27 protein-coding genes are annotated in these 26859 nt (G+C 68.7%); 14 read left to right on the top strand and 13 right to left on the bottom strand.

Features of this window, described 5'->3' with window-relative positions; genetic code table 11:
• Positions 1-3: 3 nt before the first annotated feature.
• Both lexA and FHR90_RS02815 read right to left on the bottom strand, forming a co-directional pair.
• Entirely contained in the window at positions 4-831 is an 828-nt protein-coding gene (lexA, locus tag FHR90_RS02820; RefSeq protein WP_176622094.1) for a transcriptional repressor LexA, read from the bottom strand.
• A gap of 133 nt (positions 832-964) precedes the next feature.
• Positions 965-2173, bottom strand: coding sequence for a molybdopterin molybdotransferase MoeA (locus tag FHR90_RS02815; RefSeq protein WP_176622093.1), 1209 nt, complete (start codon positions 2171-2173; stop codon positions 965-967).
• Between the two features lie 185 nt (positions 2174-2358).
• On the opposite strand from FHR90_RS02815, the gene rpmG reads away from it, so the two are divergent.
• Positions 2359-2526: a 50S ribosomal protein L33 gene (gene rpmG, locus FHR90_RS02810; protein ID WP_114728317.1), complete on the top strand. Its 168-nt coding sequence runs from the start codon at positions 2359-2361 to the stop codon at positions 2524-2526.
• Positions 2527-2583: 57 nt separating this feature from the next.
• On the opposite strand, the gene FHR90_RS02805 is transcribed toward rpmG, so the two are convergent.
• Positions 2584-2955 carry a superinfection immunity protein gene (locus tag FHR90_RS02805; protein WP_176622092.1) on the bottom strand — a complete coding sequence of 124 codons (372 nt, stop codon included), beginning with the start codon at positions 2953-2955 and terminating at the stop codon, positions 2584-2586.
• Positions 2956-3048: 93 nt separating this feature from the next.
• Here FHR90_RS02805 and FHR90_RS02800 point away from each other — a divergent pair, with 93 nt between their 5' ends.
• Complete coding sequence (locus tag FHR90_RS02800) at positions 3049-5226, top strand: TonB-dependent receptor (RefSeq protein WP_176622091.1); 2178 nt, start codon at positions 3049-3051, stop codon at positions 5224-5226.
• 162 nt (positions 5227-5388) lie between these two features.
• Here the strand turns inward: FHR90_RS02800 and FHR90_RS02795 are convergent, their stop codons facing one another.
• Positions 5389-5715, bottom strand: a complete 327-nt coding sequence (locus tag FHR90_RS02795; protein WP_176622090.1) for a septum formation initiator family protein — start codon at positions 5713-5715, stop codon at positions 5389-5391.
• A 145-nt stretch (positions 5716-5860) separates the two neighbouring features.
• Positions 5861-7141: a phosphopyruvate hydratase gene (gene eno / locus FHR90_RS02790; protein ID WP_176622089.1), complete on the bottom strand. Its 1281-nt coding sequence runs from the start codon at positions 7139-7141 to the stop codon at positions 5861-5863.
• 233 nt (positions 7142-7374) lie between these two features.
• Here eno and FHR90_RS02785 point away from each other — a divergent pair, with 233 nt between their 5' ends.
• Positions 7375-7884, top strand: a complete 510-nt coding sequence (locus tag FHR90_RS02785) for a DUF3429 domain-containing protein (protein ID WP_176622088.1) — start codon at positions 7375-7377, stop codon at positions 7882-7884.
• Here the strand turns inward: FHR90_RS02785 and kdsA are convergent.
• The 5 genes from kdsA to wrbA form a co-directional block, all read right to left on the bottom strand.
• Entirely contained in the window at positions 7881-8702 is an 822-nt protein-coding gene (kdsA, locus tag FHR90_RS02780) for a 3-deoxy-8-phosphooctulonate synthase (RefSeq protein ID WP_176622087.1), read from the bottom strand. The two genes, FHR90_RS02785 and kdsA, sit on opposite strands and share 4 nt — an antisense overlap.
• Positions 8703-8792: 90 nt before the next feature.
• On the bottom strand, positions 8793-10424 hold the full coding sequence (locus FHR90_RS02775) for a CTP synthase (RefSeq protein ID WP_176622086.1): 1632 nt from the start codon (positions 10422-10424) through the stop codon (positions 8793-8795).
• A gap of 64 nt (positions 10425-10488) precedes the next feature.
• On the bottom strand, positions 10489-11622 hold the full coding sequence (locus FHR90_RS02770; protein ID WP_176622085.1) for an AI-2E family transporter: 1134 nt from the start codon (positions 11620-11622) through the stop codon (positions 10489-10491).
• Between the two features lie 57 nt (positions 11623-11679).
• Positions 11680-12489 (bottom strand): cyclase family protein, encoded by an 810-nt coding sequence (locus FHR90_RS02765; protein WP_176622084.1) that lies wholly within the window; start codon positions 12487-12489, stop codon positions 11680-11682.
• 16 nt (positions 12490-12505) lie between these two features.
• Positions 12506-13105, bottom strand: a complete 600-nt coding sequence (gene wrbA / locus FHR90_RS02760) for an NAD(P)H:quinone oxidoreductase (protein ID WP_176622083.1) — start codon at positions 13103-13105, stop codon at positions 12506-12508.
• Between the two features lie 136 nt (positions 13106-13241).
• On the opposite strand from wrbA, the gene FHR90_RS02755 reads away from it, so the two are divergent.
• Both FHR90_RS02755 and FHR90_RS02750 read left to right on the top strand, forming a co-directional pair.
• Positions 13242-14156, top strand: coding sequence for a LysR family transcriptional regulator (locus FHR90_RS02755; protein ID WP_183274719.1), 915 nt, complete (start codon positions 13242-13244; stop codon positions 14154-14156).
• The gene (locus FHR90_RS02750; protein ID WP_176626078.1) at positions 14153-15001 is read left to right on the top strand and encodes a hypothetical protein; all 849 of its coding nucleotides are present in this window, start codon (positions 14153-14155) and stop codon (positions 14999-15001) included. The genes FHR90_RS02755 and FHR90_RS02750 overlap by 4 nt, the downstream gene beginning before the upstream one ends.
• On the opposite strand, the gene secG is transcribed toward FHR90_RS02750, so the two are convergent.
• A complete protein-coding gene (gene secG, locus FHR90_RS02745; protein ID WP_176626076.1) occupies positions 14974-15309 on the bottom strand; it encodes a preprotein translocase subunit SecG in 336 nt (111 codons plus the stop codon). The genes FHR90_RS02750 and secG overlap by 28 nt on opposite strands.
• Positions 15310-15344: 35 nt before the next feature.
• Positions 15345-16085 carry a triose-phosphate isomerase gene (gene tpiA, locus FHR90_RS02740; RefSeq protein WP_183274718.1) on the bottom strand — a complete coding sequence of 247 codons (741 nt, stop codon included), beginning with the start codon at positions 16083-16085 and terminating at the stop codon, positions 15345-15347.
• 125 nt (positions 16086-16210) lie between these two features.
• On the opposite strand from tpiA, the gene FHR90_RS02735 reads away from it, so the two are divergent.
• Complete coding sequence (locus tag FHR90_RS02735) at positions 16211-18133, top strand: peptidylprolyl isomerase (RefSeq protein ID WP_176625990.1); 1923 nt, start codon at positions 16211-16213, stop codon at positions 18131-18133.
• On the top strand, positions 18130-19698 hold the full coding sequence (gene trpE, locus FHR90_RS02730; RefSeq protein ID WP_183274717.1) for an anthranilate synthase component I: 1569 nt from the start codon (positions 18130-18132) through the stop codon (positions 19696-19698). The genes FHR90_RS02735 and trpE overlap by 4 nt, the downstream gene beginning before the upstream one ends.
• Here trpE and FHR90_RS02725 read toward each other — a convergent pair.
• Positions 19695-20024, bottom strand: a complete 330-nt coding sequence (locus FHR90_RS02725) for a winged helix-turn-helix transcriptional regulator (protein ID WP_176625230.1) — start codon at positions 20022-20024, stop codon at positions 19695-19697. The two genes, trpE and FHR90_RS02725, sit on opposite strands and share 4 nt — an antisense overlap.
• A 167-nt stretch (positions 20025-20191) precedes the next feature.
• On the opposite strand from FHR90_RS02725, the gene FHR90_RS02720 reads away from it, so the two are divergent.
• The 7 genes from FHR90_RS02720 (at position 20192) to FHR90_RS02690 (ending at position 26855) form a co-directional block, all read left to right on the top strand.
• Positions 20192-21082, top strand: coding sequence for an SDR family oxidoreductase (locus FHR90_RS02720; RefSeq protein WP_218062108.1), 891 nt, complete (start codon positions 20192-20194; stop codon positions 21080-21082).
• 58 nt (positions 21083-21140) lie between these two features.
• Positions 21141-21740, top strand: coding sequence for an anthranilate synthase component II (locus FHR90_RS02715; protein WP_176625234.1), 600 nt, complete (start codon positions 21141-21143; stop codon positions 21738-21740).
• Entirely contained in the window at positions 21737-22777 is a 1041-nt protein-coding gene (trpD, locus tag FHR90_RS02710) for an anthranilate phosphoribosyltransferase (protein WP_183274716.1), read from the top strand. Before FHR90_RS02715 ends, trpD begins: the two co-directional genes overlap by 4 nt.
• 54 nt (positions 22778-22831) lie before the next feature.
• Entirely contained in the window at positions 22832-23647 is an 816-nt protein-coding gene (gene trpC / locus FHR90_RS02705; RefSeq protein ID WP_246329990.1) for an indole-3-glycerol phosphate synthase TrpC, read from the top strand.
• 4 nt (positions 23648-23651) lie between these two features.
• Positions 23652-24134: a cyclic pyranopterin monophosphate synthase MoaC gene (gene moaC, locus FHR90_RS02700; RefSeq protein ID WP_176623560.1), complete on the top strand. Its 483-nt coding sequence runs from the start codon at positions 23652-23654 to the stop codon at positions 24132-24134.
• Positions 24135-24454: 320 nt separating this feature from the next.
• The gene (pdhA, locus tag FHR90_RS02695; RefSeq protein WP_176623562.1) at positions 24455-25480 is read left to right on the top strand and encodes a pyruvate dehydrogenase (acetyl-transferring) E1 component subunit alpha; all 1026 of its coding nucleotides are present in this window, start codon (positions 24455-24457) and stop codon (positions 25478-25480) included.
• 4 nt (positions 25481-25484) lie between these two features.
• Positions 25485-26855: a pyruvate dehydrogenase complex E1 component subunit beta gene (locus FHR90_RS02690; protein WP_176623564.1), complete on the top strand. Its 1371-nt coding sequence runs from the start codon at positions 25485-25487 to the stop codon at positions 26853-26855.
• Positions 26856-26859: the final 4 nt, after the last annotated feature.

Genomic DNA, 26859 nt, shown 5'->3' with positions numbered 1-26859 from the left:
GGTTCAGTAGCGGCGCAGCAGCCCGACCAGACGCCCCTGCACACGCACACGGTCGGCCGGGATGACGCGGATCTCGTAGTTCGGATTGGCCGGTTCCAGCGCGATCGCTGCCCCCCGACGGCGCAAACGCTTGAGCGTGACCTCGCTGTCGTCGATCAGGGCGACGACGATCTGGCCATTCTCGGAAGCTTCCTCCTTGCGGATCAGCACGGTGTCGCCATCGAGGATGCCGGCCTCGATCATCGAATCGCCGGCCACCTCCAGGGCATAGTGCTCGCCATTGCCGAGCAGCGCGATCGGCACCTCGATCTGGCTGCCGCTGTCGCGCAGCGCCTCGATCGGCTGACCGGCGGCGATGCGGCCATAGAGCGGCACCGCGATCGCGCTCGCCTGTTCGGCGACGCGCACGCCGGGCAGCCGCGAGGAGAAATCGCCGCGGATGACGTTGGGCGTGAAACTCGCCGCTTCCAGGGCGGGCTCGGGCAGTCGCACCGGTGCCGGTGTGATGTCCGCCGGCCGTTGCGTGCCGGGCAAGGGGTCGTAGCTCGCGCCCAGCCCGCGCTCGCGCAACTCGGTCATCGTCGGCAGCACCGAGGCGCGCGGCCTGGGGGTGTCGTAGTCCGGCATGCGCACCACCTCGAGCGCGCGCGCCCGATGGTGGCGACGGCTGAGGAACCCGCGCTCCTCGAGAGCGGAAATCAGCCGATGGATGCCGGATTTCGAGCGCAGGTTCAGCGCGTCCTTCATCTCGTCGAAACTCGGCGAGAACCCGGTCTCCCGCAGATGCCGGTCGATGAACATCAGCAATTCGTGCTGCTTGCGGGTGAGCATCGAGATCCTCTGGCGACACGCCGACGGCTCTCCTGACACCGGCAGCGTCAAGGAACAAACCGGCAACCTGATCGATGTTCTATTTCGGTTCCCATCCGTGCGTCAAGCGATTCGCCGCCATCCGGGCGGGGCGCTACAGCCCGTAGCCATCAAGGCGGAGGATCTGCACCGTCGCGCCGGCGGGCAGGGCGGCCGCGCCCGGCGGACGCAGGATCAGTGCCTCCGCCTCCGCCAGCCGTCGCAGCATGGCCGAATCCTGACGTGGAAACGCGCGCACCAGCAGCGTTCCGTCCCGCCCGACCGACAGCCGCGCGCGCAGATGATCGGCGCGATGGTCGTTGGCCCCCACGCCCTCTTCCAGCACTGCCTCGACCGGTGTCGGTCCCTCATCCCCGGTGCCCGACAGACGCGCCAGCGCCGGCAGCAGGAACAGCACGCTGCACACCATGGCCGAAACCGGATTGCCGGGCAGGCCCAGCACCGGCTGGCCGCTGCCGAGGCGTCCGTGCATCAGCGGCTTGCCCGGCCGCATGGCGATCTTCCAGAAGTCCAGTGTCAGCCCCTCCGCGGCGAGGGCCGTGCGCACCAGATCGTGCTCGCCCACGGAAGCGCCGCCGATGGTGAGCAGCATGTCCATTCCCGCCGCCGCGCGCGCAGTCGCGCCGATGGCGTCGTTGTCGTCCGTCGCCAGCGGCAGTAGCACCGGCTCCCCGCCTGCGGCGCGGATCAAGGCCGCCAGCATCAGCGAATTGGAACTGACGATGCCGCCCGGGCCGATCGGTTCGCCAGGCAGCGCGATCTCGTCGCCGGTGGCCAGCAGCGCGATGCGAGGCCGGCGCCGCACGGTCAGGAACGGATGGTTGGCGGCCGCGGCGACACCGATGTCGCGTGCGCCCAGACGACGCCCCGGGGCGAGCAGCACGCTGGCACGGTCGAAATCCTGTCCGCGGCGGCGGATATGGCGCCCCGTCGGAGCTTCGCAACTGGCGATCACCGCCTCGCCCTCACGGGTCGCGTCTTCCTGGATCAGGATCGAATCCGCCCCGTTCGGCACCACGGCGCCGGTGAAGATGCGCACGCATTCGCCGCGCCCGACCTCGCCACCGAACGGATGTCCGGCCGGCGCCGACCCGATCAACCGCAGCGCTGTGCCGGCCCGCGTGTCGGCCGAGCGTACCGCGTAGCCGTCCATCGCCGAGACGTCGGCGGGCGGGTTGTCGAGCCGGGCCACCACCTCACGCGCCAGCACCCGCCCCCAGGCTTCGCCCAGGGCCACGGTTTCGGTGCCGACCGGCACGAGGGGGGCAAGGATTCGGGTCCGTGCCTCCTCCACGCTGATCATCGACGAAGGAGGCTTTAAGGCGGACGGAGGGGTATCGGCACTGGTCATGAACGGTCTTGTGGCAGGTTCTGCTTGACGCGGGCAGTCTGGATGAGCATGTTCCGCGCCCTGTATATCCAACACCCTTAAGGCGCGCTGGGCCCACGGCGCAGGCTGAACGGGCCGAACAGCGCGAGGCAAGAGCCATGGCGAAGACCAACACCATCCAGATCAAGCTCGTGTCGAGCGCCGACACCGGCTATTTCTATGTCACCAAGAAGAACGCGCGTGCCCAGACCGGAAAGCTCGAGATGCGGAAGTATGATCCCGTCGCGCGCAAGCACGTCGCGTTCCGCGAAGCCAAGATCAAGTAAGATCGGTGCCCCTCGCGTGATCCAGACCCCGCCCGGCCCGTGCCGGGCGGGGTTTTTTCATGCCCGTCGCTCGATCGCCGTCTGCCCGTCAGCCCAGGCCCTGTAGGCCATGACCCGCATCTCGTAATCGGCACGCCGCTCCATCACCAGCGCCATGGTCAGAGCGACGACCCAGCCCAGCATGGTCCAGCCCAGCAGCAGATTGACCAGCACCACCGCGCCAAACGCATGCACACCGCGGAGGCGTGCCACCAGGGACGGCAGGACATACAGCGCCGCCCACATCACGAGCAGCGCTGCCAGCACCCAGTCGGCAAAAGCGGGCGCGTGCATCTGATGCCACCGGGTCGCCCAGTCGACGGGCCCGCTGGTATGATAATGCACCTCGGTGTGCACGCCGTTATGGTCGGTGATGATGGTCCGGTCCATTGCGTGCCTGTCCCATTGCGCTTCGCCGCCACTATCGCGACACTGAGCCACGCCCGGCAAGCGCCGGGTGGCAATGATGCGGAACAACAGATCATGGCGCTCACGTTCGGATACCGCGTGGCCGCGCTTCTGCTCGCCACCACCGGCATCACCACCGAGATCCGGGCCGATGACGGGACCCGCAAACCGTCCGCATCCGGCGCCACGGAGCACATCGTCGTGCGCGGCCAACAGCCCTATGCCGCACAGGCGCAACTCCACACGGCGACTGCCGCGATGGGGCCGCTCGGCCCGATGCCGATCCTGACCACACCGATGTCGGTGACCGTCATTCCGCAGGACCTGCTGATCAACAAGCAGATACGCACCCTCAACGACGCGCTGCGCGAACTTCCCTCGGTGCAGGTGCGCGACCAGCAGGGACTGGAGGTGTCGCGCCCGCAATCGCTCGGCTTCCAGGGCACCATCGCCCAGAACACGCGGCTCGACGGGCTCAACATCATCGGCACCACGGCCGTGCCGGTCGAGAATCTCGAGAGCGTGCAAGTGCTCAACGGCGTCGGCGGCGCGCTGTACGGGCCCGAGACCCCGGCCGGCGTGTTCAACTACATCCTCAAGCGGCCGACCGAGACGCGTCTTGCCCGGCTCGTCGGCAGCTATGCCGGCAACGGGCTGTTCACCTCGGAAGCCGATCTCGGCGGCCGCATCGGCTGGCTCGGCTACAGGCTCGATGTCGTGCATGGCGAGGGCGAGAGTTACGTGCGCGGCAGCACTGCCAACCGCACGCTGGGCAGCGGCGCGCTCGACATCCATCTCGATCCCGCGACGGTGATCCAGATCAACGGCAGCCATTACGAGGACAGCGGCTACGGCCTGCCCGGCAGCATCGTCTATGACGGCTCGTCCACCAGTGCCACCAACCACTCCACCGTCCTGCCGCCCGCGCCAGACCCGACCCGGCGCGGACTCGGCCAGCCCGGGGCAGGGACCAACCTGGTCACCGACACCGGCCTGCTCAAGCTGATCCATGATTTCGGGCCGGACTGGCGCTTCGAGATGGGCGGTCTGTATCAGGACGCGCAGCGCAACCTCTACGGCATCACCAACACGCTGACCGACGATCGCGGCGACATGACGGTGACGAAGAACTTCACCGCCGTGCCGCATTTCACCGTCGGCAGCAACGAGGCCTCGCTCAACGGCCATGTGCGGCTCTTCGGCCTCCGCAACGACCTCACGCTGGCGACCAGTGGCTTCATCAACGACCAGTACAACTACCGCAACTCGATCGCGGTGACGCTCGGCCGCTCCAGTCTCGCCGACCCGGTGATCTTTCCCGCCGTCGCGCGGCCGCCGACCGGCGGACAGTATCTCGCTGGCCAGTTGCGCCAGCAATCGGTCATCGAGGGCGACACGCTGCATATCGATCCGCACTGGGCGATCCAGGCCGTGTTCAGCGAGAGCTTCCTGCGTTCACAGAGCTTCAATGCGAAGGACGCGACCACCTCGCGCTTCAGCACCGATGGCGCGTTCAGCCCGACGGTGAGCGGCATCTGGACGCCGACGGCGAAGGTCACGGCCTATGTCACCTACGCCAGCAGCGTCGAGCAGAGCGACCAGGCGCCCTCCAATGCCCGCAATGCCAGCGCTTTCCTCGCCCCCTATCACGACGAGATGGTCCAGGCCGGGGTCAAATACGCCCCGCTGTCGCGGCTGTTGCTGACGGCCGATCTGTTCCGGATGACCCGTCCCTATGCCACCACGCCGGCGAGTGGGATCTTCCAGGTGGTCGGCGAGCAGCGTGATCAGGGCGCGGAAATGTTCGCGCAGGGCGAAGTGCTGAGTTCACTAAGCGTGCTCGGTGGCGTCACCTATATCGATGCCCGGCTGCGGAATTCAGGCAACCCGGCCACTTCGGGCAAGCTGATCGTCGGCGTGCCGCAATGGAAGAGCGACGTCACGCTCGACTGGCACCCTGCCATGCTGCGCGGCCTCGCATTGACCGCGACCGTGCATTACGAGAGCGACCGCGCCGCCACCGACACCAACAACTCTTTCGCCCCGGCCTATGCCACGCTGGACCTCGGTGCCCGCTACGCGACGCATGTGGCGAATCACCCGCTCATCGCCCGCCTGGGCGCGATGAACGTGTTCGACAAGCATTATTACTCTTCGATCGCCGATGGCAGCATCGTCGGCAGCCCCGGCGCCGACACCGCCTATCTCGCTGCCCCCGCGACCGTGCTGGCCTCGCTGGAAGTCGATTTCTGAGACCCTGAGAGGATCAACAGCTCCCTCCGCGACGGAGCGTAAGGCGTCTGGAAGGGTCAGATGGCGTGAGGCTTGCGAGCACCGGCGCGGAGCGGCCTTGATGGCCGTGAGCACCGGAGCACAGCAAACGCGCGCCAGATGGCCGTTCCAGGCGCCTTGCGCCTAGTAGAGCTTGTCGCGGCCGTAGGGGATCACGATCTCGTTCGGCTCGGCGAGGTTGAGCATCGCACGGGCGCGCTCGTCCAGCGTGTCGGCGTCCAGTCCGTTGTCGCGCAGGCCGGCGACGCGGCGGCGCCAGGCGGCTTCCAGTGCAAGCGAGTCCGTCTGTGCGGCCTGTGCCTGGGCCAGCATCTGTAACCGGCCCTCGTAGCTGCGCAGGCCATGTGCACCCTGGAACGCGTTCCAGCCGAAATAACCGACCAGGGCGAGGAAGATCGCCGGCGGGACAGCGGCGCGGACCTTGCGCTTGATATATCGCGTGATCGACACAGCCGTCCCACTCCTCGCCGCAACATCCTGCACTTACGACATTTTCATGAAACGGTGGGTTAACGAACGGCTGGCATGGCTGTCCTTGTCGGATTTGCCCGGTCGCTGTTGCGCGGCTGCAACAGCGACCGGATGCCGAGACGGGTCAGCCGCGCCTGAGGATCGAGCGGCCGGCATAGCGACCCGCGCGGCCAAGCTGCTGCTCGATGCGGATGAGCTGGTTGTATTTCGCCGTGCGATCCGAGCGCGACAGCGAGCCGGTCTTGATCTGGCCGCAGTTGCAGGCCACCGCGAGGTCGGCGATCGTCGCGTCCTCGGTCTCTCCGGAACGGTGGCTCATCACCGTGGTGTAGCCGGCGCGGTGCGCCATCTCGACCGTCTCCAGCGTCTCGGTGAGCGTGCCGATCTGGTTGACCTTCACCAGCACCGAATTGGCGCATTTCGCCTCGATGCCGCGCGCCAGGCGCTCGGCATTGGTGACGAACAGATCGTCGCCGACGAGCTGCAGCTTGCTGCCCAGCGTCGCGGTAAGCTCCGCCCAACCTTCCCAGTCATCCTCCGAACAGCCATCCTCGATCGAGACGATCGGGTAGCGGGCGGCGAGATCGGCGAGATAGGCCACCATCTCCGAGGGCTTGAGTTTCTTGCCCTCGCCCTCGAGATCGTAGACGCCGTCCTTGAAGAACTCGGTGGCCGCGCAGTCGAGCGCGAAGGTGACGTCCTCGCCCGGCCGATAGCCGGCCTTCTCCACGGCGCGGGTGATGAAGCCGAGTGCCTCGTCGGCCGATTTCAGCCCCGGCGCGAAACCGCCCTCGTCACCGACATTGGTGTTGTGGCCGGCCGCCGAGAGGCCCTTCTTGAGGGCTGTGAAGATTTCCGAGCCGATTCGCACCGCATCGGCCACCGAGGCCGCACCCACCGGCTGGATCATGAATTCCTGGATGTCGATCGGGTTGTCGGCATGCTTGCCGCCATTGACGATGTTCATCATCGGTACCGGCAGGGTGCGCGCATACACGCCGCCCACATAGCGGTAGAGCGGCAGGCCCACCTCCTCGGCGGCAGCCTTCGCGGCCGCCAGCGACACGGCGAGGATCGCATTCGCACCGATACGGCCCTTGTTGGGTGTGCCGTCGAGCGCGATCAGCTTGTCGTCGAGGGCGATCTGCTGGGTGGCGTCATGGCCGCGCACCGCGTCGAGGATCTCGGTGTTGACGAACTCGATCGCCTTGAGCACGCCCTTGCCGTTGTAGCGCGCGCCGTCGCCGTCGCGCAGTTCGACGGCCTCGTGGATGCCGGTCGAGGCGCCGGACGGCACCGCCGCACGGCCGACCGCGCCGCTGTCGAGCTCGAGATCGACCTCCACGGTCGGCGTGCCGCGGCTGTCGAGGATTTCGCGGGCGACGATATCGACAATGACGCTCATGGGGGCGATGTCCTTCGGTTCTGTTCGCGCCCGTCTTTCTGCCAGACTGGCGGCGCATCGCAAGGTGCGGGCGAGCGAAATTCGCCACCCCGGCTCCTGGTGACGCAACGATTGGGCTGCCGCCGCGCTTATCATCATCGTCACGGTCCGAGCATTTCAGACCGCATCACCCGCGACTGTCGCTGTCACGAATGTCCGATCCCGCTTCCCCAGACCGATCGGCGACGGCGAACATGTCGCTTGCCAGGGGCATGTCGGCCCTGGCCTGGCTCCGACGTGGAACGCCGCTGCTGGCCTACGCGCTCGGCCTCGCCGGTGCGCTGCCGGTGGTGGCGATGTCGACCGCTCTGGTCGCAATCCCGAGCGAGGTTCGTGTCCCCAAGCTGTGCCTGGCGCTGCTTGGCTACGGAGCCGTCACCCTGAGCTTCATCGGCGCGGTGCACTGGGGCATCGCGCTGGCGAGTCCACGCAGCACCGAGGCGAGCCGACGGCTCGCGCGGTGGCGGCTGATGCTGGGCGTACTGCCGGCGCTGGCAGGATGGGCGTCGCTGCTGATCGGCATTCTTATGCCGCCCTTTGTCGGGTTGCTGGTGCTGATGGTCGGGTTTGCGATGACCGGGGCGGTGGAAGCCTATGCCACGCGTCGGAACGCGCTGCCGCCCGGCTATATGTCGATGCGGTGGTTGCTGACCGTCATCGTTGAGGCCTGTCTGCTCGCGGCGGCACTGTCGCGGATGGTCTAGCCTGCTTTTGACAGCGAATCGAAGGCCTTCAGCCGCGTCACCAGAGCTTCCATCTCGTGCAACGGGATCATGTTCGGGCCGTCCGAAGGTGCTGCGTCGGGGTTCTCGTGCGTCTCGATGAACACCGCCGCCACGCCCACGGCAAGAGCCGCGCGGGCGAGGACGGGCGCGAACTCGCGCTGGCCGCCCGAGCTGCTGCCCTGTCCGCCGGGCTGCTGCACCGAATGGGTGGCATCGAACACCACCGGGTAGCCGCTGCGCGCCATGATCGGGAGTGCGCGCAGGTCGGACACCAGCGTGTTGTAGCCGAAGCTCGCGCCGCGCTCGCACAGCAGCACGCGCTCGTTGCCGGTATCGGCGATCTTGGCCGCGACGTTGGCCATGTCCCAGGGTGCCAGGAACTGCCCCTTCTTGACGTTGATCGCCGCCCCGGTCTCGCCGGCGGCGATCAGCAGGTCGGTCTGCCGGCACAGGAAGGCCGGGATCTGCAAGACATCCACCGCCTGCGCGGTCGGCGCGCACTGGGCGGCGTCATGCACGTCGGTCAGCACCGGCAGGCCGGTACGCTCGCGGACCTGCGCGAGAATCTCGAGGCCCTTGCTGATGCCGATGCCGCGTGCCGCACGGCCCGAGGTGCGGTTGGCCTTGTCGAAGCTGCTTTTGTAGATCACGCCCACACCCGTCGCGCGCGACAGCCCGGCCAGCGCATCCGCCATCTCGAAAGCGTGTGCGGCGCTCTCGATCTGGCAGGGGCCGGCGATCAACACGAAGGGCAGGTGGTTGGCGATCGTCAGATCGCGAATCTTGACGGCAGACATGGGCTCTTTCTCTCTTGCAGGGCCTTGTCCGGCGCCATTCACCCGAAAACGGACAGAAGTCCTTTGGTTCTTTTCCTCAGAAAAGAACGACTATACCAGCCGCGCCTGTCGCATCGACGCCTCGATGAAGCTCGCGAACAGCGGATGCGGATCGAACGGCTTGCTGCGCAGCTCGGGGTGATACTGCACGCCGATGAAGAACGGATGCTCGGGATATTCGACGGTCTCCGGCAACACCCCATCGGGCGACAGACCGGCGAATTTCAGCCCCGCGCCCTCGATCCGGTCACGGTAATGGATGTTGACCTCGTAGCGATGCCGATGACGCTCGGTGATGCGGTCCGCGCCGCGATAGGCGTCGCGGATGCGTGAGCCTTCGGCGAGGACGGCCGGGTAGGCGCCCAGCCGCATGGTGCCGCCGAGATCGCCGCCCGCACGCCGGCGCTCGATATCGTTGCCGCGTGCCCATTCCGTCAGCAGACCCACCACAGGGGCCTTGGTCGGCCCGAGTTCGGTGGACGATGCATCCTCGATGCCGGCGAGATTGCGCGCGCATTCCACCACCGCCATCTGCATGCCGAAGCAGATGCCCAGAAACGGGATGCGATGCTCGCGTGCGAAGCGCACCGCCTCGATCTTGCCCTCGGCGCCGCGTTCGCCGAACGCGCCGGGCACGAGGATGCCGTGCACGCCGTCGAGCTGGTCGATCGTGCCGGGACGCTCGAAGATCTGGCTGTCCACCCAGTCGACACGCACCTTCACCTTGTTGGCGATGCCGCCATGGATCAGCGCCTCGTTGAGCGACTTGTAGCTGTCGAGCAGCGAGGTGTACTTGCCGACCACCGCGATGCGCACCTCGCCCTCGGGCTTGCGGATGCCGTCGACCACGCGCTGCCAGGCGGTCAGATCGGGGGCGGTGTCGGTCGGCAGGCCGAAATGGCGCAGCACCTCGGTGTCCATGCCGGCGTCGTGATAGGCGAGCGGCACGGCGTAGATCGAATCCGAATCCAGCGCAGGGACCACCGCCTCGCGGCGCACGTTGCAGAACGAGGCGATCTTGGCGCGCTCGTTGTCGGGGATCGGCCGGTCGCAGCGGCACAGCAGCATCTGCGGCTGGATGCCGGCATTCTGCAGCTCCTTGACCGAATGCTGCGTCGGCTTGGTCTTGAGCTCGCCGGCCGAGGCGATGAACGGCACCAGGGTGAGATGCACGAACATCGTGCGCTCCGGACCGAGCTCGTTGCCGAGCTGACGGATCGCCTCGAGGAAAGGCAGGCTCTCGATGTCGCCGACCGTGCCGCCGACCTCGATCAGCGCGAAATCCAGATCGGCGGTGTCGGCGAGTACCACATCCTTGATCGCGTCGGTGATGTGCGGGATCACCTGCACCGTCGCGCCGAGATAGTCGCCGCGACGCTCCTTGGCGATCACCTCGGAATAGATGCGGCCTGTGGTGGCGTTGTCGCGCTTCGTCGCATGCACGCCGGTGAAGCGCTCGTAATGGCCGAGATCGAGATCGGTCTCGGCCCCGTCATCGGTAACGAACACCTCGCCGTGCTGATACGGGCTCATCGTGCCCGGATCGACGTTGAGATAGGGGTCGAGCTTGCGTAGTCGCACGCGATAGCCGCGTGCCTGCAGCAGGGCGGCCAGTGCTGCCGCTGCGATGCCTTTGCCAAGCGAGGAGACCACGCCGCCGGTGATGAATACGAACCGCGTCATGGGCGTCCCGTATATCGCACCGGCCCCGGCACCGGAACCCCCGTCGCGCGAGTCGGGCGGCGGATCAGCCCTGCCCGGCGGCGGCCTTGTCCATCCCCCGGCTCGACCCCATGCGCCACAGCAGATGCACCACCGCCATCACCGCCGGCCCGACGAACAGCCCGATCAGCCCCCAGGTCTCCAGGCCGCCCAGAATGCCCAGCAGGACCCACACGAACGGCAGCTTGGTCGAGCCGCCGATCAGCACCGGGCGGATGAAATGGTCGGCCAGGAACAACACCAACATGCCCCACACCGCCACCGCGATCGCCCCCACTGTCTTGCCGACCGCCAGCAGCACCACGGCCGCGATTGCCACCGCAATTCCGCCCAGCATCGGGATCATCGAGGCGATCGCCGTCAGCAGTCCCAGCAGCAGCGGCTGCGGCGCGCCGGCGATCACGTAGCTGATCCCGATCACCAGACCCTCGCCCAGCCCGACCAGCACCAGCCCGGCCATCGAGCCGCGCACGGAGCCGACGATATGCGTCATCACCGTCTCGCCGGTGGCGCCGAACAGCCGGTCCGACAGCACCTTCGCGCGGTCCTCGAGCTCCGGCCCGGCGCGCAGCAGGAAGAACAGCACCAGCAGCGAGAAGGCCGCGAGCACGGTGCCGTTGGCCATCTCATGACCCAGCGACTGGGCCAGATGGAGCGCACGCTCCGGCTGCAGGCGATGCATCAGCCGCTGCTCGCCGGCGGGGTCGGAGAGGTTCTCGCTCCACCAGTGCACCGCCTGGCTCGAACCGAACGGCAGTTTGCCGAGGATCGCCGGCGGCGGCACGCCATCGGACCGCGCGCTGTTGACCCAGTCCATGGCCGAATGCGCTTCCTTCGCCGCTTCGGTGCCGATCGCCACCAGCGGCACCAGGAAGACTGCCGCCAGCCCCGCCACGATCAGCAACGGTCCGACGGTTTCCACATGCCGCCCGCCCAGGTGCCGGCGCAGCCAGCCCGCCCAGGGCCAGAACACGATCGCCAGGATCACCCCCCACGCCACCGCCTCGCGAAACCGGCCCAGCGTGTAGATCGCCGCGATGATGAAGGCGGCGGCCAGCACCCCGCGCGCCCAGTCATGAAACCCGGCCCGGCGGCCGGCGGACACCACCGCCTCCAGCGGTTCGACGGCGGCACTGGTGGCTCTGGAGAAGAATTTCATGATCGTTCCGCAACGGGCTGCACTGATCCGCTCCCAACGCTCGCGCAACGAAAGCGTTTACTGCGGCGTGATCGCCACGACCCGCGCGGGAAAGCCCGATCCGTCCTTCGGCTTGGGGAAGCTCACCATCACCAGCGCACCGGCTTCCGGCACCTGGTCGAGATGGGTCAGCAGCTCGATCTGGAAATGCCCGGTGCCGAGGACGTAGCTCTCCAGCGCGTAATCGTCATGCGTGGTCGCCGAGCCCGGATCGGTGTCGGTGGTCTCGTGTCCGGACGCGGTGATGTGGCGCTGCTCGTAGAGGTAATGCAGCACCGGCGCGCTCCAGCCCGGATAATGCGCCACCCCATGCGCATCGACATTCTGCAGCGCCGCCTGGCTCGGCCAGCGCTTCGACCAGTCGGTGCGCAATGCCACGAACGCCCCCTCGGGGATCGGTCCGTGCCGCCGCTCCCAGTCGCGCACATCGTCCATGCTGACGACGGTATCGGGGTTCGTCGCCACCCGGGCATGAATGTCGAGCACCACCAGGCGAGCCAGGAACTGCCGTGGATCGATGCGGTCCACCGTCGTCATCCCGGCGTGGAAATGCGCCGGCGGATCGACATGCGTGCCCCATTGCCCGGCATGGGTGAAGACGTCGATGTTGAAACCGTCTTTCACGATGGTGAATTTTCGCGAGACGGTCTCGTCGGGCATCTCCTTCCAGTGCGGGATGCCCGGTGCGAAGGTGTGCGTCAGGTCGACGAACCGGGCCGCGTGCAGTGTCTGGTAGGCACGCTCGATCGCCGCCGCATCCTGCCCGGAGGCAGGGGAGGCACCCACAGAGGCAAGGCAGAGACAGGCGAGGGCGGCACGATGCGTCATGCCGCCCAGCCTAACGTCAGGCGGTCAGCTTGCCAGCCAGTTCCGCCACATGCCGGCCGAGAAAGCGCGCGCCATCCAGCTCGTTCGCCGAAGGCTGGCGCGAGCCGTCCCCGGCCGAGATCGTGGTCGCGCCATAGGGCGAACCACCGGTCACCTCATCGAGCTGGAGCTGCCCCTGGAACGAATAGGGCAGGCCGGTGATGACCATGCCGTGATGCAGCAGATTGCTCAGGATCGAATACAGCGTCGTCTCCTGGCCGCCATGTTGGCTCGCCGTCGAGGTGAATGCCGCCCCGACCTTGCCGATCAGCGCGCCCTTCGCCCACAGACCCCCGGTCTGGTCCCAGAAATTCGCCATCTGTGACGACAGCCGCCCGAACCGCGTGCCGGTGCCGACGACGATCGCGTCATACGCCGCCAATTCGGCGACGGTCGCGATCGGCGCAGGCTGATCGAGCTTGAAATGACCCGCCTTCGCCACTTCCTCGGGCACCAGCTCCGGCACCCGCTTGACGTCCACGCTCGCCCCGGCCGCACGCGCGCCTTCGGCGACCGCCTCGGCCATCGTCTCGATGTGGCCGTAGCTCGAGTAATAAAGCACTAGTACCTTGGTCATCGACACTCTCCCTTGATCCGCGATCGGTGATGAGCGGCAATGTCGTCCCGGCCTGTTATCGGGTAAATGGAAACCTCGGAAAGATCAGGTTGTCGTTTTTGACACGAAGCATAGGGACCCCGGGGACGCGATCGCAATGAGCCGACTGCCCGACCTCGAAGCCTGGGTTGTGTTCGCCAAGGTGGTGGAGACTGGCGGTTTCGCCCGTGCCGCCGAGGCGCTGTCGCTGTCGAAGGGGACGGTGTCGAAGCTCGTCACCCGGCTCGAGACCCGCCTCGGCACCCGCCTGCTGCACCGCACCGCGCATCGCCTTACTTTGACCGATGCCGGCCGCCAGGCCGCCGCAGATGCCGCACGCCTGCTCGAGACCGCCGAGCAGGCCGAGGCCGCGGCCCTGGATCAGGCCGCCGTGCCGCGCGGTCTGGTCAGGCTCACCGCGCCGGTCTCGTTCGGCGTCGCCCATCTCGCCCCGCTGCTGCCCGGGCTGATGAAGGCCTTCCCAGAAATCAGCCTCGACATCCATCTCGACGACGCGGTGGTCGACCTGCTCGGCGGCGGCTTCGATCTTGCGCTGCGCATCGGCGTGCTGGCCGATTCCTCGCTGCGCGCCAGGCGTCTGTGCGCCGTGCGCCGCCCGCTGGTCGGCGCGCCGGCCTATCTCGAACGCTTCGGCGCACCCGCGCGCCCGGCCGATCTCGCCGCCCATCGCGTGGTCGGCTACGCCAACCGCCCCGCCGCCGAGCGCATGCGCTTCGTCAACGCCGACGGCGAAAGCGAGTCGGTCGCGCTGTCCGGCCCGCTGCGCACCAACAATGCGGAGGTCGCGCTGCCCGCCCTGCGCGACGGCCTCGCCCTGTCCATCGCGCCGGAATTCATGATCTGGGACGATCTGCAGGCCGGCCGTCTGGTCGAGGTGATGACCGGCTGGCAGCTCCCCGACGCCGCCCTGTGGATCGTCACCCCGCCCGGCCAGCGCCCGGCCCGGGTCGGCGCCGTCATCGACCACCTCGCCGCGCGCCTGTCGCAGGCGCCCTGGAGAGGATCTGCGTGACCCTGCTGTTCCTGATAGCGGTCGGAGCGGCGATCCTGACCTGGTCGAGCCTGCGCTTCGGTGTGCGGCCCGGTGCCGTCGACCTGCTGTTATCGGGGCTTGCAGGGTTCTGTGCCGTGATCGCCGTCGGCGCGACCTACCGGGCGACTCAGCGCCTGCCGATGCACCTCGCCCCCTGGGCGCTGGGTTTTCGGGAGGAAGGTGCGAAGCTGCTCGCCTGGCTGATCGTGTTCGGCCGCGATTTCCGCAGGCGCATGCCGCCGGCGCGGCGGCTGAACGGGCTGGTGGCGATCGCCGCCACATTCGGCCTGTGCGAGGTCGCCGAACATGTCTCAGGCAACGCGAGCCCGGGCCTGTACGCCTGGGCGGTCCTGCTGCGCGCCCTCATCGCCCCGCTGCATGTCTGGTTCTCGCTGTGCGAGGTCGCTTGTCTCGAGTTCGCCCGCGGCGACCGCAGATGGCTTGCGGCCCTGCCGCTGCCGGCGCTCCTGCACGACGAATTCGACAGTGTGGCCGGTCTGTCCGGGCTCGGCCCGCAGGCGCAGATCTTCGCGCTCGCGCTCATCATCATCGTCATCGGACTTGTCGCGCTGTGGCTGTCGGACCGGCTCGTGCGCCCTGTGCGGCGCAGCGCGCGGTCTTGCGGTGTCGGTCTCGCCTGTGCGCTGATCCCGGTTCTTGTCATCGCCGGACAGGCCGGATGGCTTCCCGGACAGGGCAAGCTCTTTCCACTCCGCCCCTCGGCAGCCGTCGCACCCATCACCGCCTCCTGGGCGGTCATGGCCCTCGATCTTCTGCGTGAGCGACGCGCCCGGGCTCAGTGGGTCGGAACGGCAGGCGCCTGATTGGCCGGCGGGGCGGGCGCGGTCTGCACGGGCGCGGACGGCGGCGGGCTGGCGAGAATATCGTGGCCACCAGCGCCCGCCGTGCCACGGTTCATCAGCGCGAGGGTCAGCGACAGCGCGAAGAACAGCGTCGCCAGCACCGAGGTGCTTCGGGTCAGCAGGTTGGCGGTGCCGCGGCCGGACATGAAGCTGCCCATGCCCTGCGACGTGCCGATTCCCAGGCCGCCGCCTTCGCTGCGCTGGATCAGCACCACGCCGATCAGGGCGAGGGTGACGAGAAGGTGGCAGACCAGCAGGACGGTGTTCATCGACGATCAGACAATCTTGCGAAACCGGCGCCCGATCAGCGGGCGGCGCGGGCGATGGAGAGGAACTCTTCGGCCTTGAGGCTGGCGCCGCCCACCAGGGCGCCGCCGACCTCCGCCACCGCGAGCAGGCTCGCGGCGTTGGCGGCTTTTACCGAACCACCATAGAGGATGGCAATCTTCGCCCCCGCATCGCCGTAGCGCTCGACCAGAGCGCGGCGGATCATGGCATGAATGGTCGCGACATCCTGCTCGGTGGCGGCCTTGCCGGTACCGATCGCCCAGACCGGCTCGTAGGCGATGACGCCACCCGCAGCGGCGAAGCCGTCGGGCAGCGAGGCGGCGAGCTGGGCGTCGATCACCTCCTCGTCGCGATTGGCCTCGCGCTCGGCCAGCGTCTCGCCGACGCAGACGATCGGGATCAGCCCCGCGGCGATCGCGGCATCCGTCTTGGCGTGCACGATGGCGTCGGTCTCGCCGCGATCGGTGCGGCGCTCGGAATGGCCGAGAATGACGTGAGATGCGCCGAGATCGGTCAGCATGACGGCGGCGATGTCACCGGTATGCGCCCCTTCGGCTTCGGCCGCGCAATCCTGGCCGCCGAGGCCGACGGGGCTGCCGGCGACGATCGCGCCAACCGCGGCGAGCTGGGTCGCCGGCGGGCAGACCACCAGCTTCGCCTCCAGCCCGTCCGCCCCGGCGACCAGCGCGTGGGCCAGCGAGGCTGCGGCCTCGGTGCGGCCGTTCATCTTCCAGTTGCCGACGATCAGCTTGGTCATGCGCGCGGTCTCTTGCCCCATGGAACGACGGTTCGGAACGTGTCGGCGGCGCCCTCTGGCCGTCCGCCGTGCACATCTCTAAGGTGCGCGCCTTCGCCTGCCCAGCCCCCATCCGTTGGAACTCCATGCTCGCCACGCTCCGCCGCACGATCGTCGACACCTGGGTCGGACGGGTCATCGCCATCCTGTTCATCCTGGCGTTCGCGGGCTGGGGCATCGGCGACATGCTCACCAACATCTTCACGCCAGCGGGTGGCGGTGTCGCCAGGGTGGACGGCACCACGATTCCGGTCGCCGATTTCGATCGCGCCTACCGCCAGCAGCTTGGCCAGCTCGCCCGGCAGCGCAATACCGACCCGTCCAGCCTCGATGCGCCGACCCGGCAGCTCGCGGCCCGGCAGGCGGCCGAGCAGCTCGTCAGCCAGGCCGTGGTCACCCAGGCGGCGCGCGCCAAGGGGCTGCGCGTGCCTGACAGCGCGCTGCGCGATGCGATCTTCGCGATCCCCGCCTTCCAAGGCGCGAACGGCCAGTTCGACCGCACGGTGTTCAATCAGAAACTCGCCCAGATCGGCATGACGGAGCCGGTGCTGCTGTCGCTGATGCGCGAGGACCTCACCGCGCAGGCGCTGGTCGGTGCGCTGCAGGCGGGGGTGATGGCGCCGAAGCCGTTGATCGACAACGCCTTCGCCTACGCCAGTGCCACCCGTACCGCGTCGTTCGTGACCATCGCCTTTCCCACACCCGCCTCAATCGCGGCACCCGACGAGGCGACGCTGAAGCGCTGGTACGACAACCACGCCGACCAGTTCCGCAGCCCCGAATACCGCCGCATCCAGGCGGTGGTGCTGACCCCCGACACCATCGCGCGCGGCATGACCATCCCCGATGCCGACATCCACCGCGCCTATGACATGCTCTCGTCGCGCTACATCCTGCCCGCGCGGCGCACGGTCGATATCCTGATCGGCCAGGACCAGGCGAAGATGGCCAGCCTCGCCGCCGCGTGGAAGGCGGGTGCCTCGTTCGCCGACATCCAGAAACAGGCCGGCGACGCTGCGGCCCCGGTTTCGCTGAGCGAGGCGCCGGAAAGCGAGTTCCCCTCGCCCGAAATCGGCCACGCCGTGTTCGCCGCCAGCCCGAACACCGTCACCGGCCCGGTGCAGACGGCCGGCGGCTGGGCGGTGCTCAAGGTGAGCCGCGTGGTTGCCCCGCAGACCACCACCTTCGACCAGGCCAAGGCCGATCTCTCGGCCGAGATCGCGAAAGCGCGCGCCGGCTCCGACCTGTCGGCCCGCGCCACCAAACTCCAGGACGCGATCGCCGGCGGCGGGCTCGATGCGATCCCGACCGAGATCGGCGCCGCCCCGCTGCTCGGCTCGCTCGATGCACAGGGCAACACGCCGGAGGGCGAGCCGGCCCCGCTGCCTGGCCCTGACAGCCTGCGCCAGGCGATCATCACCAAGGCCTTCGCAACCAAGCCGGGTGCCCCGCCGAGCCTCGAACAGGTCGGCAATGACGGGTATTTCGCGCTCAGTGTGGAATCCATCACCCCGGCGGCGGCACGCAGCTTCGAACAGGCGCATGACGCGGTGCTGGCGAGCTGGCGTGAGGCGGAGGCGCGTCGGCTGGCCAACACCCAGGCCGCGGCGCTGTTCGCCCGCGCGCAGGGCACCGATGGTCATCGTCCGGGCATCGCCCAGGCGATCAACGATTCGGGCATGACCGGGCTCAGCGTGCAACAGAGCCCGCCGATCGGTCGCAACGTGCCGCCGGCCGGCGTGCCGGCCCCGCTGGCGCGGATCGCGTTCGACATCCCGGTCGGTCAGTCCACCATGGTCGAGGACGGGCATGCCTTCGTCGTCGCCACCATCACCGGCGCGCAGCAGGGCGATCCGCAGTCCGACCGCCTGCTCTACGGGCAAACGCGCGATGCGCTGACCCGCCTGATGGGCGAGGATGTCGGCGCGTCCTATGTCGCCTGGCTGCGGGGGCGGGCGAAGATCTCGATCAACCAGAAGCTGGTCGATTCCGCGGCGGGGCAGCCGTGAGCGCACCCCTTCACGCCGAGGCCGGTGCCGCCGCGCAGCGCGCCGCCTTCATCGACACCATCGAAGCCGGCCACCCAGCCGTGCTGTGGACCACGCTGCCGGCCGACCTCATCACCCCGGTCGCCGCCTTCCTCAAGCTCACCGCGCCCGGCGGTGCGGGGCGGCTCGCGGAGGCCTCGTCGCGGGCCTGCCTGCTCGAAAGCGTCGAGGGCGGCAGCGCGCGCGGCCGCTATTCGGTGATCGCCCTGCTGCCCGATCTGGTCTGGCAGTGCCGCGACGGCGCCGCGATGATCGACCGCGACCCCTCGGGGCGCACCGGCTTCATGCCGGAGGTCACCAGCCCGCTGGACAGCCTCGCCGCCCTGATCGAGGCCTCGCAGTTTCCGCTGCCCGCCGGCCTGCCGCCGATCGCGGCCGGTCTGGTCGGCTATCTCGGCTACGACATGGTGCGCCAGTTCGAGCATCTTCCTGCCGCGCCGCCCAACGATCTCGGCGTACCGGAAGGTGTGCTGATGCGTCCGTCGCTGTTCGTGATCTTCGACAACGTCCGCGACGAGCTCACCTTCACCGCGCCGGTCTATCCGGTGCTGGGCGGCGTGGGCGCGCAGGCGCTGCACGACGCCGCGCGTTCACTGATCGAGACCGCGCGCGCCGCACTCGAGGCGCCCCTGCCGCGGCCGGTTCCGCAGCCCGTAGCACGGGGCGTATCGGGCGAACCCAGCTCGACCTTCACCCGCGAGGGTTTCATCGCCGCGGTGCTGCGTGCGAAAAGCTACATCGCCGCCGGCGATGCGTTCCAGATCGTGCCCTCGCAGCGCTTCACCGCCCCGTTCGAGCTGTCGCCACTGGCCTTCTACCGCGCCCTGCGCCGGGTCAACCCGGCCCCGTTCCTGTTCCTGTTCCTGCTCGACGGCTTTGCGCTGGCCGGCAGTTCCCCCGAGGTGCTGGTGCGGCTGCGCGACGGCGAGGTGATGGTGCGCCCGCTGGCCGGCACCCGCCCACGCGGTGCCACGCCCGAGGCCGATGCGGCGCTCGAGGCCGAACTGCTCGCCGATCCCAAGGAGCGCGCCGAACACCTGATGCTGGTCGATCTCGGCCGCAACGATGTCGGCCGGGTGACGACCACCGGCTCGGTACGCGTGGCCGAGAGCTTCACCGTCGAGCGCTACAGCCATGTGATGCATCTCTCCTCCACCGTGGTCGGCCGGGTGCGGCCCGATGTGGATGCGCTGACCGCGCTCGCGGCCGGTTTTCCCGCCGGCACGCTGACGGGAGCTCCGAAGATCCGCGCGATGGAGATCATCGACGAGCTGGAGCCCACACGTCGCGCGACCTATGCGGGCTGCGTGGGGTATTTCTCCGCCGACGGCTCGATGGACACCTGCATCGGCCTGCGCATGGCCCTGCTCAAGGACGGCATGATGCATGTCCAGGCCGGGGCAGGGGTGGTCGCCGACAGCGACCCGGCCGCCGAATACGAAGAGACCCGCCAGAAGGCCCGCGCCCTGTTCCGTGCCGCAGACGAGGCCAGGCGTCTGGCGGCGGCGGAGATCTCTCCCGGCTAGAGACCTGACAAGGCGTCGAACCTCGCCCGCGCGGCCCGGATCGCCGCGTGGGAGCGATCCGCCCATGCCATCAGCCCGCCCAGCGGTTCGAGGATCGTCGCTCCCAGCGCGGTGAGGCGATATTCGACGGCCGGCGGCTTGGTGGGAAATACCTCCCGCTCGACCAGCCCGTCGCGTTCGAGATCGCGCAGGGTCTGGGTCAGCATCCGTTTCGAGATGTCCGGCACCGCGCGCAGCAAGGCGCTGAACCGGTGCGGCCGGGTCGCCAGGACCGACAGCAGCAGGGTGGACCATTTGTCCCCGACCCGGTCGAGCACGTCGCGCACCGGACATTGATCCTGCCGGGGCGGTGCGCCTGCCGCCGCGATGGCCGTACAGACCGAGCGATGGGTTACTGACGCCTCACCCTGTCCCAAATTCCTGCCTCCTTCACAGTCATGGCGGTCTCGCCTAGGTCGTTTGTATCAGTTCGAGACCGTCAGGAGCCATGTCGATGTCCGCACCGAAACTCTTCATCACCGGCGCCACCGGGCAGCTCGGCCGGCTGGTCATCGACACCCTGCTCGACACCGTCCCGCCCGGCTCCGTCGTCGCCGGCGTGCGCGACCCCGAGGGCGAGGTGGCCCGCAGCCTGCGCGAGCGCGGCGTCGAACTTCGCCTCGCCGATTACACGCGGCCCGACACGCTCGCGGCGGCATTCTCCGGCATCGACCGGCTGCTGCTGATCTCCGGCAACGAGATCGGCCAGCGTGTCGTCCAGCACGGCCACGTCATCGACGCGGCCAAGGCGCGTGGCGTGAAGCTGCTGGCCTATACGTCGATCCTGCGCGCCGACACCTCGCCGCTGGCCCTCGCCGAGGAGCATCGGGCCACCGAGGCCCTGATCCGTGCCTCCGGCCTGCCGCATGTGCTGCTGCGCAATGGCTGGTATAACGAGGTCTTCACTTGGCGCCTGCCCGAGGCGCTGCGGCAGCAGGTGCTGTTCGGCGCAGCAGGAGAGGGCCGCATCTCGTCCGCCGGCCGCGCGGATTACGCCGCCGCCGCTGCCGCCGCACTGGTCTCGGGGACGGAAACCAGCCGCATTCACGAACTCGCCGGCGACACCGCCTTCAGCCTTGCCGAGCTCGCCGCCATCCTGTCCCGCCTGACAGGCGAGTCGATCCCCTATCGCGACATCGCGCCCGACGCCCTGTGCGATGCGGCGCGGGCGGGCGGCCTGCCGCAGACATTCGCCGAAATCCTCGCCGACACCGATGCGGGTATCGCCCGCGGAGCGCTGTTCGACGATGGCGGCGCCCTCGGCCGGCTGATCGGTCGCGCCACCACGCCGATCCAAGACACCGTGGCCGGGTTCCTCGCCGCCATCCCGTCGGCCGCTCATTGATGTGCTTAACCTGCCTGCCGATCTGGGCTAGCCTTGTCGGCCTGACCTTGGGGCCGGCATGATCCTCGTCATCGACAACTACGACAGCTTCACCTTCAACCTCGTGCACTATCTCGGCGAGCTCGGAGCGGAGTGCGACGTGCGTCGCAACGATGCGCTGTCGGCCGACGAGGCGCTGGCGTTGCGGCCCGAGGCGATCGTGCTGTCGCCCGGCCCCTGCACGCCCAACGAGGCCGGGATCTGCTGCGACCTGATCGCCGCGGTCGCCGAACAGCCGCGCCCGACCCCGCTGCTGGGCGTCTGTCTCGGCCATCAGGCGATCGGGCAGGTGTTCGGCGGTGCGGTGGTCCGCACCACGCCGATGCACGGCAAGACCTCGAACGTCGCGCATGACGGCAGCGGCGTGTTCGCCGGCCTGCCCAGCCCCTATCGGGCGACGCGCTATCACAGCCTGATCGTCCGCCGCGACGACCTGCCCGACGAGCTGGTGGTCAATGCCGAGCTCGATGACGGCATCATCATGGGCCTGCGCCACCGCTCGCTGCCGATCCACGGCGTTCAGTTCCACCCCGAGAGCATCGCCTCCGAGCACGGCCACGCGCTGCTGGAGAATTTCCTCCGCCTCGCGCGCGCCTCCCGTCTGGTCGAAGCCGCGTGAGCACGCCGAAGACCTGGCTGGCGGCCGTCGCCGGCGGCGAGACCCTGTCCGAGGCCGAAGCCGAGGCCGCGTTCGGCGCCATCATGCGCGGCGAATTCGACGATGCGCAGATCGCCGCCCTGCTGATGGCCCTGCGCCTGCGCGGCGAGACCACCGACGAGATCCGCGGCGCGGTGCGCGCGATGCGCGCCGCGATGCGCCGCGTCGCCGCCCCGCACGATGCGGTTGATGTGGTCGGGACGGGGGGCGACCTGCACGGCACGCTCAACGTCTCCACCGCGGTGGCATTCGTGGTGGCCGGGGCGGGCGTTCCGGTCGCCAAGCACGGCAATCGCGCCGTGTCCTCGATCACCGGTGCGGCCGACGTGCTCGCCGCTCTCGGAGCGGCCTCGCTGGATGGCTCCGATGACGACGCCGAGCGCGCCTTGGCCGAGGACGGACTGAGCTTCCTCTTCGCTCCCGCCTACCATCCCGCCCTGCGCCACGCCGCGAACGCGCGTCGGGCGCTCGGCTTCCGCACCATCTTCAATCTGCTCGGCCCGCTGGCCAATCCGGCCGGGGTGCGCCGCCAGCTCGTCGGCGTCTACGACTCGCGCTGGCTCGGCCCGCTCGCCGAGACGCTGGCCGCGCTGGGCTCCGAGCGCGCCTGGGTCGTGCATGGCGCGGGCGGCCTCGATGAACTCGCCCTGTCCGGCCCGTCACAGGTTGCCGCGATCGAGGCGGGGGAGGTCCGTCGCTTTGAGGTGCATCCCGAGCAGGCCGGCCTCGCGGTCGCGCCGCTGGAAGCCGTTCGCGGCGGCGATCCGGCCCATAACGCCGCCGCCCTCGTCGCCCTGCTTGACGGGGCGCATGGGGCCTATCGCGACATCGTGCTGCTCAACGCCGCCGCCACGCTGATCGTCGCCGGACGCGCGGCAGACCTGCGCGAGGGGGCGGGTCTGGCTGCGGAAAGTCTCGACGCCGGGGCGGCGAAGGGCGTATTGCGCCGCCTCCGGGCGCGGGTGGCCGCCGCCCGGGCCGACCATGCGACCGCCTGAACCGTCGCAATGCCTCGACCGGATGCTGAAACGAGACCGATGACCCCGACTGCGATGGCTGCCTCTCCCCTGCCGGACGTGCTGGAGCGGATCTGTGCCCAGACCTTGGTCGAGGTCGAGCGCCGCCGCCTCGATACGCCGCTGAAGGCGCTGGAAGCGAAGCTGCGCGAGCGCTCGCCCGAGGATCGCCCGCGCGGTTTCGCCGCCGCCCTGCTCCAGGCGACGGCCGAGCGCCGTCCGGGCCTGATCGCCGAACTCAAACGCGCCTCGCCCTCGGCCGGGCTGATCCGGCCGGATTTCGATCCGGTGGCGATCGCGCGGGACTACGAGCGCGCCGGCGCGAGCTGTCTGTCGGTGCTGACCGAGGGGCCGTCCTTTCTCGGCTCGCTCGATGATCTCAAGAAGGCCCGCGCGGCGACCGCCCTGCCGGTGCTGCGCAAGGATTTCATTCTCGATCCGTGGCAGGTCTACGAGAGCCGCTGCGCGGGTGCGGACTGCATCCTGCTGATCATGGCGGCGCTGACCGACGAGCGCGCCCACGAGATGCTGCAGATCGCGCGGGCGATCGATCTCGACGTGCTGGTCGAGGTGCACGATGCCGACGAGCTGCAGCGTGCGCTTGCCCTCGATACGCCGCTGATCGGCATCAACAACCGCAACCTGCGCACCCTGGTCACCGATCTCGACACCACGCTCACGCTGGCGCCGACCTTGCCGCCCGACCGCATCGCGGTGGCGGAGAGCGGTATCGCCACCCATGCCGATATCCGCCATCTGGCCGGGGCGGGTGCGTCGTGCTTCCTGGTCGGCGAGAGCCTGCTGCGCCAGCCCGACATCGAGGCCGCGACGCGCGCCCTGCTCGGCACGTGAGCCGATGAGTGACGGGCGCCTCACCCATCTCGACGCGGAAGGGCGCGCGGCGATGGTCGATGTGGGCGACAAGCCCGCCACCAGCCGCACCGCGACCGCTGCCGCCACCATCCGCATGCGCCCCGAGACGCTCGCCGCGATCCTGTCGGGCGCCATGCCCAAGGGCGACGTGCTCGCCACCGCCCGCATCGCCGGCATCATGGCCGCCAAGCAGACCGCGTCGCTGATCCCGCTCTGCCACCCGCTGCCGATCAGCTCTGCCAAGGTCGCGCTCGACGCGAGCCCCGACGGCCAGGGGATCGACATCCGCGCCACCGTGCGCACCACCGGCCCCACCGGCGTCGAGATGGAAGCGCTGACCGCGGCCTCCGTCGCGGCGCTGACGCTCTATGACATGTGCAAGGCGATCGATCGCGGCATGAGCGTCGAGCGGCTGCGGGTGATCGCCAAGTCCGGTGGCCGCTCCGGAGACTGGTCGGCGCCCTGAGCGGCGCGCCGGGTGCCGGGTCTCATCCGCGATGTTTGACCGCGCCGGGCTTCGTTGACAGCAGCGTCGCCGGGCCAGTTTGACCGACGGGTTCAGCCCGGGATCGGCGGGCTCGCCCCGTCCTGGACGCCGGCCGGGTCAGGCTGTGTGCATCTGGAGATGATCGATGCCACCGGCCGTGCCGCGACCAGCCGCGTCAGGGTCCGTTGAAGATCGTTAATTGACCTAATTTACACCGCGCGGCCCACTTTTACAAAACCACGCAGCGGAGTATGCCAGCCTTCTGCACTGTCATTCGATGACGGGAAGGGGGAAAATCGATGGCCGAAGCGCCGCAAGAGACCAAGATCGCAGCCAATGCGGGTGAGCTCAGCAACGCACCGCAGCTCACACCCGACGAACTGAAGACCGCCTTCCGCGAGATGACGCTCATCCGCCGCTTCGAGGAGCGCGCCGGACAGCTCTACGGGATGGGTCTGATCGGTGGCTTCTGCCATCTCTACATCGGCCAGGAAGCCGTCGTCGTCGGCGTGCAGATGACGCTCAAGCAGGGCGACAAGATCATCACCTCCTATCGCGACCATGGTCACATGCTGGCGACGGGCATGGAGGCGCGGGGCGTGATGGCGGAGCTGACCGGGCGCTCGGGCGGCTACAGCCACGGCAAGGGCGGCTCGATGCACATGTTCAGCAAGGAGCAGCATTTCTACGGCGGCCATGGCATCGTCGGCGCCCAGGTCAGCCTGGGCATCGGGCTGGCGTTCGCCAACAAGTATCGCGGTACCGACGAGGTTGCGGTGGCCTATTTCGGTGAGGGTGCCTCCAACCAGGGCCAGGTCTACGAGAGCTTCAATCTCGCCGCCCTGATGAAGCTGCCCTGCATCTTCGTCATCGAGAACAACCGCTACGGCATGGGCACCTCCGTCGAGCGCGCCTCGGCCAGCAAGGACCTGTCGCGCAACGGCAGCCCGTGGGGGATTCCCGGCCTGCAGGTCGATGGCATGGATGTCGCAGCCGTGCATGACGCCGCCCGCATCGCGGTCGAGCACTGCCGCGCCGGAAAGGGACCTTATCTGCTGGAGATGCAGACCTATCGCTATCGCGGCCATTCGATGTCCGACCCGGCCAAGTACCGCACACGCGAGGAAGTCGAGAAGATGCGGGCCGAGCACGATCCGATCGAACGCGTGCGTCAGGCCCTGCTGCGTGACGGCACCAGCGAGGCCGAGCTGAAATCGATCGAGGACGAGATCAAGAAGATCGTGCTGGATGCGGCCGAGTTCGCGCAGTCCAGCCCTGAGCCGGACGTCTCCGAGCTCTGGACAGACGTGCTGGTGGAGGCCTGATCCGGTGAGCACCGAAATCCTGATGCCGGCGCTGTCGCCGACCATGACCGAGGGGACGCTGGCGCGCTGGCTCAAGAAGCCCGGCGACGAGATCCGCTCCGGCGAGGTGATCGCAGAGATCGAGACCGACAAGGCGACGATGGAAGTCGAGGCGGTCGATGAAGGCCGGCTTGCGAAGATCCTCGTCGAGGAGGGCACCGAGGGTGTGGCGGTCAATACGCCGATCGCCGTGCTCGCCGCCGACGGCGAGGACGTGGATGCCGCCGAGGCGTCGAAGCCGGCTCCGTCGCCGGCCGCTCCCGTCGCCGAGGCCGGTTCGGCCAAGGCGATCGCCGATACCGGCGCCGCGGAGCGCGCGCCGACGCTGGCCGCACCTGCCCCCGAGCAGGAGTGGGGCGAGACCCGCACGATGACGGTGCGCGAGGCGCTGCGCGATGCGATGGCGGCCGAGATGGAAGCCGATGCGGACGTGTTCCTGCTCGGCGAGGAGGTCGCCGAATACCAGGGCGCCTACAAGATCAGCCAGGGCCTGCTGGACAAGTTCGGCCCCAGCCGGGTCATCGATACGCCGATCACCGAGCACGGCTTCACCGGCATGGCGGTGGGCGCGGCGCTGACCGGTCTTAAGCCGATCGTCGAGTTCATGACCTTCAACTTCGCCATGCAGGCGATCGACCAGATCATCAACTCGGCCGCCAAGACGCTGTACATGTCCGGCGGCCAGATGGGGTGTCCGATCGTGTTCCGCGGCCCCAACGGTGCTGCCTCGCGCGTCGGTGCACAGCACAGCCAGTGCTATGCGAGCTGGTATGCGCACGTGCCGGGCCTCAAGGTGCTCGCACCCTATTCCGCGGCAGACGCCAAGGGCCTGCTGCGCGCCGCGATCCGCGATCCGAACCCGGTGGTGTTCCTCGAAAACGAGATCCTCTACGGCCAGAGCTTCGAGGTTCCCGTCGATCCTGATTTCGTCCTGCCGATCGGGCGGGCGAAGATCGAGCGCGAAGGCACCGATGTCACCATCGTCGCCTTCTCGATCATGGTCGGCGTGGCCCTCAAGGCCGCCGAGACTCTGGCAGCGCAAGGCATCTCGGCCGAGGTGATCAACCTGCGCTCGCTGCGTCCGCTCGACACGGCAACGATCATCGAGAGCGTGAAGAAGACCTCGCGCGTGGTCTGCGTCGAGGAGGGCTGGCCGTTCGCCGGTATCGGTGCGGAAATCTCGATGCAGGTGATCGAGCATGCCTTCGACTGGCTCGACGCGCCGCCGGTGCGTGTCGCCGGTCTCGACATTCCGCTGCCCTATGCGGCCAATCTCGAGAAACTCGCGCTTCCGCAGCCCGACTGGGTGGTGGATGCGGTCAAGAAGATCGTCTGAGGGG

The sequence above is a fragment of the Endobacter medicaginis genome (genome assembly GCF_014192375.1).
Classification (GTDB): Bacteria; Pseudomonadota; Alphaproteobacteria; order Acetobacterales; family Acetobacteraceae; genus Endobacter; species Endobacter medicaginis.
Note: the sequence above shows the minus strand (reverse complement) of the source record. Positions and strands in the feature narration are given on the sequence as shown.